This window comes from Streptomyces sp. NPDC055955 (genome assembly GCF_042270245.1).
Lineage (GTDB): Bacteria > Actinomycetota > Actinomycetes > Streptomycetales > Streptomycetaceae > Streptomyces.
This window is the reverse complement of the sequence record NZ_JBHJYS010000003.1, coordinates 22,337-35,305: the sequence shown is the minus strand read 5'-3', so window position 1 is coordinate 35,305 and position 12,969 is coordinate 22,337. Positions and strand designations below refer to the sequence as shown.

10 protein-coding genes are annotated in these 12,969 nt (G+C 70.8%); 5 read left to right on the top strand and 5 right to left on the bottom strand.

Annotated elements, in window-relative coordinates; genetic code table 11:
• Nucleotides 1–9: 9 nt before the first annotated feature.
• Complete coding sequence (locus ACFC96_RS06250) at nt 10–558, top strand: acyl-CoA thioesterase (RefSeq protein ID WP_376262481.1); 549 nt, start codon at nt 10–12, stop codon at nt 556–558.
• Nucleotides 559–586: 28 nt separating this feature from the next.
• On the opposite strand, the gene ACFC96_RS06245 is transcribed toward ACFC96_RS06250, so the two are convergent.
• Entirely contained in the window at nt 587–1,939 is a 1,353-nt protein-coding gene (locus ACFC96_RS06245) for an LCP family protein (protein ID WP_376610582.1), read from the bottom strand.
• Between the two features lie 238 nt (nt 1,940–2,177).
• Between ACFC96_RS06245 and ACFC96_RS06240 the strand changes: the two genes are divergently transcribed.
• Entirely contained in the window at nt 2,178–3,206 is a 1,029-nt protein-coding gene (locus ACFC96_RS06240; protein WP_376262487.1) for a glycosyltransferase family 2 protein, read from the top strand.
• 39 nt (nt 3,207–3,245) lie between these two features.
• Here the strand turns inward: ACFC96_RS06240 and ACFC96_RS06235 are convergent, their stop codons facing one another.
• From ACFC96_RS06235 to ACFC96_RS06220, 4 genes are all read right to left on the bottom strand, one after another.
• Nucleotides 3,246–4,913 (bottom strand): LCP family protein, encoded by a 1,668-nt coding sequence (locus tag ACFC96_RS06235; RefSeq protein WP_376610580.1) that lies wholly within the window; start codon nt 4,911–4,913, stop codon nt 3,246–3,248.
• 80 nt (nt 4,914–4,993) lie between these two features.
• Nucleotides 4,994–6,724 carry an LCP family protein gene (locus ACFC96_RS06230; RefSeq protein ID WP_376610578.1) on the bottom strand — a complete coding sequence of 577 codons (1,731 nt, stop codon included), beginning with the start codon at nt 6,722–6,724 and terminating at the stop codon, nt 4,994–4,996.
• Nucleotides 6,725–6,950: 226 nt separating this feature from the next.
• On the bottom strand, nt 6,951–8,258 hold the full coding sequence (locus ACFC96_RS06225) for an LCP family protein (protein ID WP_376610577.1): 1,308 nt from the start codon (nt 8,256–8,258) through the stop codon (nt 6,951–6,953).
• 127 nt (nt 8,259–8,385) lie between these two features.
• On the bottom strand, nt 8,386–9,141 hold the full coding sequence (locus ACFC96_RS06220) for a TIGR03089 family protein (RefSeq protein WP_376610575.1): 756 nt from the start codon (nt 9,139–9,141) through the stop codon (nt 8,386–8,388).
• A gap of 149 nt (nt 9,142–9,290) precedes the next feature.
• Here ACFC96_RS06220 and ACFC96_RS06215 point away from each other — a divergent pair, with 149 nt between their 5' ends.
• The 3 genes from ACFC96_RS06215 (at nt 9,291) to ACFC96_RS06205 (ending at nt 12,961) form a co-directional block, all read left to right on the top strand.
• Entirely contained in the window at nt 9,291–10,661 is a 1,371-nt protein-coding gene (locus ACFC96_RS06215; protein WP_376610573.1) for a peptidoglycan recognition protein, read from the top strand.
• Between the two features lie 83 nt (nt 10,662–10,744).
• On the top strand, nt 10,745–11,827 hold the full coding sequence (locus tag ACFC96_RS06210; protein WP_376610571.1) for a sugar phosphate nucleotidyltransferase: 1,083 nt from the start codon (nt 10,745–10,747) through the stop codon (nt 11,825–11,827).
• A 108-nt stretch (nt 11,828–11,935) separates the two neighbouring features.
• Nucleotides 11,936–12,961 (top strand): DNA-3-methyladenine glycosylase family protein, encoded by a 1,026-nt coding sequence (locus ACFC96_RS06205; protein WP_376610569.1) that lies wholly within the window; start codon nt 11,936–11,938, stop codon nt 12,959–12,961.
• Nucleotides 12,962–12,969 lie beyond the last annotated feature (8 nt).

The window sequence follows — 12,969 nt, the reverse complement described above, 5'->3', positions numbered from 1 at the left end:
GTGGAGGCCATGACAGACCAGGCCCGCGGCACGGAATCCGAAATTCCGGGTAAGCCGACCTCAGCTTCCCGTACGACGTTGTCGCACATCATGACCCATAACGACACCAACCTGCTCGGAACGGTACATGGTGGCGTGATCATGAAACTGGTCGACGACGCGGCGGGCGCCGTCGCCGGACGGCACTCGGGCGGACCCGCCGTCACCGCCTCCATGGACGAGATGGTCTTCCTGGAGCCGGTGCGCGTGGGCGACCTGGTCCATGTGAAGGCGCAGGTCAACTGGACGGGCCGCACCTCCATGGAGGTCGGGGTCCGCGTGCTCGCCGAACGCTGGAACGAGTCGACGCCGGCCCAGCAGGTCGGCTCCGCCTACCTCGTGTTCGCCGCGGTCGACGCCGACGGCAAGCCCCGCTCGGTGCCGCCCGTGCTCCCGGAGAGCGAGCGTGACAAGCGGCGCTACCAGGAGGCCCAGATCCGCCGCCAGCACCGGCTCGCGCGCCGCCGCGCGATCAAGGAACTGCGCGAGCAGCGCGCGGCCGACGGCATCGAGGACTAGGGCCTGTCGTCCGGATCGGGCCGGGGCGTCAGCCGCACACGACCTGGTCCCCGGTGACCGCCCCGAACTCGCCCTGGCGGTCGTCCTCGGCCCGCACCGCGGTGACCGCCTTGAAGTCGGGGCCCGCCACCACCTTCAGTACCGCGCCCTGTCCGTTCACGGCCTGGAGCTGTGCGCCCGGCAGTGCCGTCGCCAGCGCCTTCGCCGACCGGTCCCAGCGCGGGTCGTAGAGCACCACCGTGTGCTGGGCGGTGCGCCGCGCCGCGTTCCTCGGCGTACCGCTCGTGCGGAACCCCGTCCCCCGCAGCCCCGCGTCCACCTTCCTGCCGAGACCCGGTGTCATCGTGCCGTTCTCGACCTGGACGCGGATCTGCTGCGGGGCGACGCCGACGACCGTCTCCTTCTTCTTCTGGTGGTGCACGGCCAGCGGCTTGTCCTCGCGCAGCGCCTTGAACAGCTTCCCGGACTTCACCGGATCCCACTTCACCGTCGAGCCGATGCCCTGGACCGGGAAGCTGGCGTTCTCGATCGGCACGGTCGTGAACTCCGACGACGACGGTGAGAACCCCCGCATCGCCTGCCCGAGCTCGACCATCTGGTCCGTGCCGAACCCCCGGTCCGCGCGCACGGAGCTCAGCAGGGTGCGCGCCACATCACGGAACTTGACCGGATTCAGGAGCACGCCGGACGACGTGGTCTTCGCGATGAGCGCGGCGAGGAAGCGCTGCTGGCGCTGCATCCGGCCCAGGTCGCCCGCCCCGTCGGTGTGCCGGGCGCGCACGTACTGGAGGGCCTGGCCGCCGTCGAGCGTGTGCGTGCCGACGGCCATGTCGAGCCCGGTGTACGAGTCCTTGAGCGGCTTGGCCGTGCAGATCTCGACGCCGCCGAGCACGTCCACCGTCTTCATGAAGCTGGTGAAGTCGACCTCGAGATAGTGGTCGATCTTCACGCCGGTCATGTGCTCGACGGTGCGCACCGTCAGATGGGGCCCGCCCTCCGCGTACGCCGCGTTGATCTTCACCGGGTGCTGCTCGCCCGTCGTCCGGTCGGCGTGCGAGGGGATCTGGGCGTACGAGTCCCGGGGCAGGCTGACGATGCTCGCGCGGTGCCGGTCGGCGGAGAGGTGCACGATCATGATCGTGTCCGTGCAGTGACAGGGCGCCCCGCCCAGCCGGTACTTCTTCTTCTCCGCCGGGGTGATCTTGTCGCGGCCGTCGGTGCCCACGAGCAGCACGTTCATCCCGTGACCGCCGGAGGGCCGGTTCTTCATGTCCTTGAAGGGGTCGATGCGGTTGATCTCGGTGTCGAGCCCGGTGACGACCGCGTGCCCGATCCCGGCGGCCGCGAGGACCGTGACCGAGACCGCCGTCGCCACCCGCATGGCCCACCGGGGCTTCTTCCTCCGTACGGGGACGGGCACGGGGGGACGGCCGCGCTCCTGCCGTGGGGGACGGGGCGGGCGTGCGGGGGAGCGGGTCGGCGGACTGGGCACGTGGGGGACACCTCCGAGAAGGTGGGCGTGGGATCGCGAGCACCGTAGGCCGCTACGGTCTCCCGCCCGAGGCACTGACCACGGCGGCGCGCGCCGGTGTCCCCCATTAGCGGTAACGTGACGCCTGATGAACGCGAATTCCGACAAGCAGCTTCCGCCCGTATCGGTGATCATGCCCGTCCTCAACGAGGAGCGGCACCTGCGCGGAGCCGTCGAGGCGATCCTGGCGCAGGAGTACGGCGGCGAGATGGAGGTCGTGGTCGCGCTCGGCCCGTCCTCGGACCGCACGGACGAGATCGCCGCGGAGCTCGTCCGCGAGGACCCCCGGGTCCACACCGTGCCGAACCCCACGGGCCGTACGCCCGCGGCGCTCAACGCCGCGATCGAGGCGTCCCGCCACCCCATCGTGGTGCGCGTCGACGGACACGGCATGCTCTCGCCGAACTACATCGCGACGGCCGTCCGCCTCCTGGAGGAGACCGGCGCCCAGAACGTCGGCGGCATCATGCACGCCGAGGGCGAGAACGACTGGGAGAACGCGGTCGCCGCCGCCATGACGTCGAAGATCGGCGTCGGCAACGCCGCCTTCCACACGGGCGGCGAGGCCCAGCAGGCCGAGACCGTGTTCCTCGGTGTCTTCCGGCGCGAGGCCCTTGAGCAGCAGGGCGGCTACAACGTCGAGTTCATCCGCGCCCAGGACTGGGAGCTGAACTTCCGCATCCGCGAGGCCGGTGGCCTGATCTGGTTCTCTCCCGAGCTGAAGGTCTCGTACCGGCCGCGTCCCAGCGTGAAGGCGCTCGCCAAGCAGTACAAGGACTACGGCCGCTGGCGGCACGTCGTCGCCCGCTACCACGCCGGCTCGATCAACCTGCGCTACCTCGCGCCGCCGGTCGCCGTGTGCGCGATCGCCGCGGGTGTCGTCGTGGGCGCGCTCGTGACGCCGTGGGGCTTCGTGATCCCCGGCGGCTACCTGGCGGCCATCGCGGCCGGTTCGGTGCCGGCCGGCAAGGGGCTGTCGCTGAAGGCACGCCTGCAGATCCCGGTCGCGCTCGCCACGATGCACATGTCGTGGGGCTGGGGCTTCCTGACCAGCCCGCGCTCCCTCGCGAAGAGGGTCATCGCGTCGCGGCGCCCGGCCGTACTCAGCGAGGCGTGAGCACCTCCGGGGCCGAGTCCGCCGGCCCCGGAGCACGCGTCACCAGGTGAAGTTCTTGTTCACCTTCATGCACGCCTTGGTGTCCGAACCGTTCAGCGCCAGCGCCGTGTCCGGGGTGGTGTCGTCGTCCTTCGAGGACTTCGGGTAGGAGTTCCCCTCCCGCCAGTCGTCGCCCACGACGAGCGTCACCCCGGAGACGTCGGTCGACTTCTTCACCGAACTCAGCGGAATGCCGAGGGACTTGGCGACCCGCTGCGCATCGCCCTCCAGGTCGACGCTGGGGAAGCGGACGACCGTCTTCTCCTCGCTCAGCGACTGCGACTGGTCGGCGGACGTCTTCGTGAAGCCCTTCGCCGTCAGGATCTGCGCCACCGCACCGGCCCGGCCCGACGCCGCGGGCAGCTCCGCCGTCCGCGTGCCGTTCTGCACCTGCACCGCGATCGCGCCGTCGGCCGCCGCCGGATCGTCCGACTCCTTCGCCGGCGCCTTCTTCTTGTCCTTGCCGTCCAGGGCCACGTCCTCGCGCACGAGCCGGAACAGCTTGTCCGCGTCGCCCGGCTTCGGGGCCACGCGCGCGCCCACGTACACGAACGGCATCGTCGTCATCGTGATGCGTTTCGGCTCCGGCTTCTTCAGCTCGTTGCTGAGGTCGTAGAGCTTCTTGACCGTGTCGAGGCCCTCGTCGACGTGGAGCGCCTTCGTGGCCTCCTCGGCGAGGCTGCGCAGCTTGCCGGGGTTGGTGATGGTCGCGTTCTCCCGCATCTGGCGCACCATCGAGTTCATGTACATGTGCTGCGCCTTGGTGCGCGCGATGTCGCTGCCGTCCTCGAAGCCGTAGCGCGTGCGCAGCCACTGCAGGGCCTGCTTGCCCTTGACCGGGTGCGTGCCCTTGGCCAGCTTCAGGCCCGAGCCGTGGCCGAGGCGGTCCTTGGAGTAGATGTTGGCGTCGACGCACACCGGTACGCCGCCGATGGCGTCCGCCATGGAGACCACGCCCGCGAAGTCGACCATCATGAAGTGGTCTATGTGGATGCCGGTCAGCAGTTCCCAGGTGGCCACCGTGCAGCCGGGGCCGCCGCGGCCGAGCGACTCGTTCGTCATCTGCCGCCCCACGGTGGCCGGGTACTCCTTGCCCGTCTTCGGGTCGGTGCACTTCGGCAGCTTGAGCAGGGTGTCGCGCGGCATGCTCACCACCGACATGTTGCTGCGGTCCGCGGAGAGGTGGACCAGCATCTGCACGTCCGCGAGCGGCACGCCGCCGAAGGTGTCCTTGGCGCCGCCGAGTTTCTGGTTGGCCTTGGAGTCCCGCGCGTCCGAGCCGATCAGCAGGATGTTCAGCGGGGTCTGGCCCGCCGCGTTCGGCGTCGGCTTCGCCGCGTGGTGCTCACCGATGTTGAGCTTGTCCGTCTTGATGTTGCTGTTGAGATGCTGGTACCACAGGTAGCCCGCTCCCGCGGTGCCGACCGTCAGTACGGCGACGGTGATCGAGAACCAGCGAAGTATCCGGTGTCTGCGGCGCCGCGGGCGCGCGCCGCCGCGCCGGTGCCCCTGCGGCCTGCCGCCGTCACCCTGCCCTTTGCCCTGTCCCTGTCCGCCCTCGGGCCCCCCGGCCTCGCGCGATCCGCCGCGCCGGCCCGGATCACCCGAGTCGACCGGCCGACGGCCCCGTGCTCGCGGCACGTCCCCGCGCACACTGGTCTGCCTCATGCCCCACCCCTCCCACCCCGGCCTGCACTTCGGCCGCCCCGATCCTGTCTGTTAGACAGTCAAGAGGCGGCCGAGGTTGGTCACTTGGCGCACACAGTCTTGTCCGCCGTTGATTTCTCAACGTTGTCCGGTGCCTTCGACGGAGCGGCGATGGGGGTCCCGGCTCCCTCGAAGTCACCACCGAGCGTGAGGATCATGGCCGGCAGGCCCTGATCGTTCTTCTCGCTCTTGCCGGGCTTCAGCGCGGAGGCCGGCAGCCCCATGATGTCGGCCAGCCGCCGCGCCTGATCGGCCTGGTCGGGAGCGTACTCAAGGGTCGTCTTCGACAGCTTCTTCGGCGCGTTGCCCAGCTGGGTGGACTTCGTGACGCCCTCGTTGTTCTGGAGCCAGGTGAGGGTCTGCTGCGCGGCACCCACGGTGTCGCTGCCGTTGTAGATGTCGACGCGCACGTCGGCGGCGGCGGACTTCGGGCCCTTCAGCTTGGCCGCCTCGGCGGCCTTCTCCTTCTTCTTCGTCTCCGTCAGCGAGACGTCGTTCTTGATCATCGAGAAGACCTGGGGCGCGAGCGTCGGGTTGACGATGACCGTCTTGTGGACGACTCCGTCGGCAGGGTTGTCGATGACCGGCGTCGTGAGGAAGGAGATGTTCTTCGTCGGCACCTTCTTCAGCTCGAGCGCGATGTCCTTGAGGTGGCTGAGGCTGCCTATGCCCTTGTCGACCGTAAGGGCCTTGGTGGCCGCCTCGGCGAGGCTCGTCAGCTTGGTGGGGCTGGTGAGGGTGTCGCCCGAACTCATCTTGCGCGCCAGCGACCCGAGGAACTGCTGCTGCACCTTGATGCGGTCGAGGTCGCCCTGGTTGCCGAAGCTGTGCCGGGTGCGCAGGAAGGCGAGGGCCTGTTCGCCCTCGACGACGCTGTGGCCCTTCGGCAGCTTGAGGTGCGACTCCGCGTCGTCGACGGGCTTGGCGACGCAGACGTCGACACCGCCCACCGCGCTCGACAGCGTCTTCACCGCGTTGAAGTCGGCCATCATGAAGTGGTCGGGGGTGATGCCCGTGACCGCCTTGACGGTCTTCATGGTGCAGCCCGCGTCCCGGCCGCTCTGGCCGAGACTCGTGTTGAAGCGCTGGTCCGGCGTGCCCTCGATCGTCCTGAGCGAGCCGTCCTTCTCCCGTACCTGACACTCCGGGATGTCCACGACGAGGTCCCGCGGAATGCTCAACGCGGTCGCGTTCGTACGGTCCTTGGAGACATGCAGCAGGATGTTCGTGTCGGCGTGGCCGACGCTGCCCTTGTCGCCGTAGCCCTCGTTGCCCTTGCCGGTGCGCTTGTCCGTGCCGATGATGAGGAGGTTGAAGGCCTCGTCCTTGCTGAAGCCGTTCTTGGCGCCCACGACATCGGTGGTGCTGATGTTGCCGTCGAGGTGGCGCAGGTACAGGTACACCCCGCCCGCGGCGGCCACCATGACGAAGGCCATCGTGCCGCCCGTCCACAGAAGCGCCTTCTTCGCCCGCGACTTCTTCTTCGGCCTCGACCGGCGCCTGCTGGCTGGCTCCGGCTGCGGGGCCCGGCGCCTGCGCTGGCCGGGTACCTCGCGGCTGTCCTGTTCCTCGCGGGTCCTGCCGTTCTGCCGGTTCTGCCCGGTCTGCCCCCGTTGTCCGGTGGGGCGCGGGGAAGACCTGCGCGGCCCGGGTACGGCCGACTGCCCAGAGGAAGGGTTCAGTCGCAGTTCGTAATCACCGGTGTTCGGGTTGAGTACCCACTGGTCTGCGGGGTCGATGTTGTCCGCCCGCCCACGGCCTTGCGCGTCCACGGTTGTCTGCATCCTCCGTCGGGGCCACGCGGCGCCTTGTCCCCCTCAAGAAGGCGCTCGGTCAGTCGGTAATCAGTGCGCGGCCGTCGTCGGCCGGGTGCACCGGATCGCTCACACTATCCGCCCAGTTCAGCGTCAAGCGACGACGGTGACAAATTCCACTCCCCTACAACTGGGCAATCCGTCCTATTTCTTAGGACGTGACGCGAACCCCTTGGGTATCGCTTTACCCGCAGGCATCCTGGGCGGCCGTGTTGCCGCGGAATGTGGGTGCCGGACTGGCGGAGGAATCGGACGGCACGGAGGGGGTGCCGGGCTTCCCGTCGTCGAATCCGTCGTGCTCGTACGCCATGTCGTCCGTGTCCGAACTGTCCTCGCCGGAGCTGTCGGAGGAGCTCTGGGCGGCGCCCTTTTTCGGCGCCTTTTTGGCGACCGCCACGGGGGCGTCGGTGCGCAGTTGCGTGAAGAGCAGTTCGGCCGCGGGCTGGACGAGCTGGTCGCGGTTGGCGTTGTAGAGGTAACTGCGCCGCGGCACGGTGAGGAATTGGACGTGTTCGGTCGGAATATCCCGCATGCCGCGTACGAGGTTGTAGAGGCCGCGCAAAGTGGCGAGCCCGGGGTCCGTGGTCAGGGACGAGGTGGCCGCGTCGAGCACGGGGTACAGCTTCGTCGGGTTGAGCAGCACCTGGTTGCTCTTCACCTTGTTCACCAGGGCGCCGAGGAACCGCTGCTGGCGGTCCATCCGGTCGGTGTCGCTGCCGTTGCCGAGGCTCTTGCGGGCCCGCACGTAGCCGAGCGCCTGCTCGCCGTCGAGGGTCTGCTTGCCCGCGGGCAGCTTCAGGTGCGCCGCGCGGTCGTTCATGGGTTCCTTGAGGCAGACCTCGACGCCGTCCACGGCGTCGACCATGTCCTTGAACCCGCTGAAGTCGACGACCATGTGGTGGCCGATGCGGATGCCGGTGAGCTTCTCGACCGTACGGATCGTGCAGGCCGAACCGCCCTGCTCGAAGGCGTAGTTGAACATCGCGAACATGGGGTCGGTGCGGGTGCCCTTGGGCGTGCGGCAGCTCGGTATGTCCACCATCAGGTCGCGGGGCAGCGAGACGGCGATGGCCCTTTTGTGGTCGGCGGATATGTGCAGCAGGATCGTCGTGTCCGAGCGCTGGGTGCCCGAGTCGTGGCCGTACTTGCGGTTGCCGGCGCCGGCCCGTGAGTCGGAGCCGACCAGCAGGATGTTCTGCGCGCCGCGCACGAGCGAGGTGGGCCGCTCCTTCTCGTAGCGGGCGAGCTCGGCGGCCGCGTCGGTGTCCTCGGTGATGTTCCCCTGGAGCTTCTCGTAGACCGCCCAGCCGGTGCCGCCCGCGGCGAGCACGGCGACGCCGACGCCGATCGCCGTGTACCGCAGCCAGCGCCGGCGCCGCCGGGCCGCGCCCGCCCCCGTGGGGGACGAGCCCACGCCCGGCCCGTGTGCGACCGGTCCCACCGTGTCGTCGCCGGGGTGCCGCTCCGGGGGCGGGCCTGCGGGTTCGGTCACGTGAGTCCACCCCTCATGACGACGGCGGTGCGCAGGTGCGCCCCTTCGACCATCGCCCGGCACGGCGCCGGGGGCCCGGTGACCCAGGGGTGGACGGGGCCGAACGGGTGACGTCGGCCCGGGTGGATCAGCGTGCGGTCGTCGAGACCCGCTCGTTCTCCACCCGCTTGGCCAGGGACTCCTGGTCCAGGCCGTCGAGGTGGCGGCACAGGACGACGGAACCGCCGGTGGCGAGCGGCGCGTAAAGGCCCGCGCTCAGACCGCGCCAGGTGTCGTACGGGAGTCCGGACAACAGGCGTGAGCCGGGGCCCGTCAGGCCGAGGTCCATGGCGTCGGCCCGGGCCTTCTCGACGACCTCGGCGCCGGTGAGCTCGGCCCCCGCGACGACGAGCGCGGGCTCCTCCGGGTCCACGGGCGAGAACGGAGCGAACCGGTCGCCCTGCCCCGGCACCTCGACCGCGTAGTCGGCGAAGCCCTCCGGAGGCTGCGGGAAGCGGCCGCCGAGCGGCCGCAGGGCGAGCGCCACCCGCTCGCCGGAGCAGGCGCGCGCCCGCTCCAGCGAGTCGGGGCCGCTGACGACGAGGTCGGCGGCGGCCGGGTCGCCGTCGACGTCGGCGACGACTCCGACCGACGCGCACGCGAGCAGCCACACGGCGCTCTGCCAGTGCGCGGGCAGCAGCAGCGCGAGCCGGTCGCCGGGCTGTGCGGCGAGGTCGCCCTGGAGGAGATTGGCGGTCTTGGCCACCCAGTTGGCGAAGGTGGCCACGGACAGTTCGACGCGTTCGCCCGTGGCGTCGTCGTAGAAGGTCACCAGTGGGCGTCCTGGATCGGCGGCGAGCGCGGATCGCAGCAGGTCGGCTGGGGTGCGGTCGGTGGCGTTCACGGGCGCAAGGGTACGCGGGGCGTACGGCGCCGTGCGGCCGACCGGGGGAACCTCTCCGTCGTGTCGGCCCGATGAACTGTCAATTCCCCTGTCCACCAATGACACTTCCCGATGGACAGATATGTACAGCTATGTCCACGATCGTTTGCATGCGTGGATTCCTAGCTTCCTCGATCGGCGTCGCGTGTGCGGCCGCCCTGTCCCTTCCGTTCGCCCTGTCTTCCGGAGCCGGGGCAGCCACGACCCTTTCGGCCGCCAGGCCCCTGACCGCCGGAGCCGTCCCCGGCAGCACCCAGTCGCTGCCCCTGTCCGTCCTGCCCCGCGACCGCGTTCTGCGCGCCCCGGGCGAACAGGGTCTGACCCAGCGTGATGTGCACCCCTTCTCCCTCGTCGGCGTCGTCTGGGACGACCCGTCGGCCGTGCTGGAGGGCCGTGTCCAGGTGCGTACGCGCGCCAAGGGCACCACCCACTGGTCCGGTTGGCAGGAGGTCGAGACCCACAACGGCGACCACGCCCCCGACCCCGGCACGGCCGAACGCGACTCGGGCCGCCTGCGTGGTTCCACGGCCCCGCTGTGGGTCGGCGCCTCCGACGGTGTCGAGGTGCGGGTGCGCCCCCAGGCCGCCCCGGCGCACCGGACCGCCGGATCCGCCGCGAACTCCGCCGCGCAGGCCCCTCTGCCCAAGGGCCTGCGCCTCGAACTGGTCGACCCCGGTGGCGAGCCCCCGCCCGGCGGCGCTCCCGCCGAGGCCTCCCGTGTCGGAGCACTGACCGTGGAGTCGGCGGCTGCCTCCGCCGTCAACGCGGATCTGGCCCCGCTCGGCGCGGACGTCATCCCCGCCCTCAGCAAGAAGGAGACCGAGAACGAGCTGATCGAGACCCGCGGCGGCGAGGCCGACGTGAAGGCCGGTCCCTACATCGGCCCGCGCCCGCGCATCGTCACGCGCAAGGGCTGGGGCGCCGACGAGACGCTGCGCGAGAGCGCCTTCGCCTACACCTCGTCGGTCAAGGCGGCCTTCGTGCACCACAGCGCCACGGGCAACAACTACACCTGCTCGCAAGCCCCTTCGGTCATCCGCGGCATCTACCGCTACCACGTGAAGAGCCTGGGGTGGCGCGACATCGGCTACAACTTCCTCGTCGACAAGTGCGGCAACATCTATGAGGGCCGTGCCGGTGGCGTGACGAAGCCCGTCATGGGCGCCCACACCCTCGGGTTCAACTCGAACACGATGGGGGTCGCGGTGATCGGCACCTTCGAATCCTCGAAGCCGCCGGTCGCCGCGGTGGAGGGCATCGCCCAGCTGACGGCCTGGAAGCTTGGCCTGTACGGGGTGAATCCGAGCGGTAAGACATATCTCACGTCAGCCGGTGGCAATCTGTACAGCAAGGGAAAGAGCGTACGACTGAACGTGATCTCGGGGCACCGGGACGGCTTCGCGACCGAGTGCCCGGGCCGCCTCCTCTACGACAAGCTCGGCACCGCCCGGTCCACATCGGCCAGTCTCCAGGGCCGCTGACGCCCGGCCGCGCCGCACAGTCTGCATACACTGGCCGGCCGAAAGGCAGTTCGACCGGCCCCAGCAGGAAGCAGAGACGACAGGTGACAGAAGCGATCCTCCTGGTCGGCGGCAAGGGCACCCGACTGCGACCGCTCACCGTGAACACACCCAAGCCGATGGTCCCGGCGGCGGGCGTCCCGTTCCTCACCCACCAGCTGGCCCGGGCGAGAGCAGCGGGCGTCGAGCACATCGTGCTCGCCACCTCGTATCTCGCCGAGGTCTTCGAGCCGTACTTCGGTGACGGCTCGCGCCTCGGACTGCATCTGGAGTACGTCACCGAGGAGGAGCCCCTCGGCACCGGCGGCGCGATCCGCAACGTCGCGTCCCGGCTCCACTCGGGACCCGACGACCCGGTCCTCATCTTCAACGGCGACATCCTCACCGGCCTCGACATCCGCGCCCTGGTGGACGAGCACGAGACCACCGGCGCGGACGTCTCCCTGCACCTGTCCCGCGTCGAGGACCCGCGGGCGTTCGGTCTGGTCCCCACGGACGCGACGGGCCGGGTCCAGGCCTTCCTGGAGAAGCCCCAGACGCCCGAGGAGATCGTCACCGACCAGATCAACGCGGGCGCCTACGTGTTCCGCCGCTCGGTCATCGACACGATCCCGACGGGCCGCCCCGTCTCCGTGGAACGCGAGACGTTCCCCGACCTGCTCGCGACCGGCGCCCACCTCCAGGGCATGGTCGACTCCACGTACTGGCTGGACCTGGGCACCCCCCAGGCCTTCGTGCGCGGCTCCGCCGACCTCGTCCTCGGGCGCGCGCCGTCCCCGGCGGTCCCCGGCCGGCGCGGCGACAGCCTCACGCTGCCCACCGCCTCCGTCGCCCCCGGCGCGAAGCTCACGGACGGCACGGTCGTCTGCGAGAACGCGACGGTCGGCGAGGGCGCCCGCATCTCGGGCAGCGCGATCCTCGCGGACGCGACGGTCGAGGCGGGCGCGGTCGTCACCGACTCCCTGATCGGCCGCGGCGCCCACGTGGGCGCCCGCACGGTGCTGACGGGCGCGGTGATCGGCGACGGCGCGACGGTCGGCGCGGACAACGAACTCCAGTCGGGCGTACGGGTGTGGTGCGACGCGCGTATCCCGGCGGCGGCGGTGCGCTTCTCCTCGGACCAGTAGGGGCCGGCTCCCCGGACCGGCAGGGGGCATCTCCTCGGACCGGCGGGGGCCGGCGAGCCCGACCCTCTACGCTGCAAGGAGCAGCCCCACCCACCCGACGAGGACCCCTTGGCCGGCCGATACGCCCCCCGCCCCACGCGCACCACGGTGCGCGGCGGAGAGACCGTCGTGCCCAGGGCCGCCGCGCCCCGGGCCGTCGTGCCGCGCCCGGCGACCGAGGCGCACACCCGTCGCTGGACCCCCAGGGGCCCGTTCGACCTGGGCCTGACCCTGGGCCCGCTGCGCCGGGGACCCGCCGACCCCGCCTTCCGCGTCACACCGGACGGCTCGGTCTGGCGGGCCACCCGCACCCCCGAAGGCCCCGGCACCCTGCGCGTGGCCCTGCGCGGCACAGTCGCCGAGGCGCAGGCGTGGGGCCCGGGCGCGACCTGGCTCCTTGCCCAACTCCCCGAACTCCTGGGCGAGTCGGACGAGCCCGAGGCGTTCGAGCCGCGCCACAGGCTTCTCGCCCACGCCCACCACCACCGGCCGGGACTGCGCCTGCTGCGTACCGGGCTCGTCATGGAATCGCTGATCCCGTCGATCCTGGAACAGAAGATCACGACGGACGAGGCGTACCGCGCCTGGCGCATCCTGCTCCGTACGTACGGCACCCCGGCGCCCGGCCCCACGGCCGGGCTCGGCCTGCACGTCATGCCGGAGCCGCGCGCCTGGTCGCTCATCCCGTCCTGGGAGTGGCACCGCGCGGGCGTCGACAACAAGCGGGCCTCGACCGTCCTGCGGGCCGTCAAGGTGGCCCGGCGTATGGAGGAGGCCGCGGCGATGACCCCGGCCGACGCCCGCGCCCGCCTCGAACTGATCCCCGGCATCGGCCCCTGGACCTCCGCCGAGACGGTCCAGCGCAGCAACGGCGCCGCCGACGCCGTGACGACCGGCGACGTACACCTGCCCGGCATCGTCGGCTATGCGCTGGCCGGCAACCGCGACGCCGACGACGCGGAGATGCTGCGGCTCCTCGCCCCGTACGAGGAGCAGGGCCAGCGCCACCGCGCGGCCCGCCTCATCCTCCTCAGCGGCCGCACACCCCCGCGCAGACAGCCGAAGATGCGCCGTACGGACATCGCCGCCTGGTAGCCGCTCCG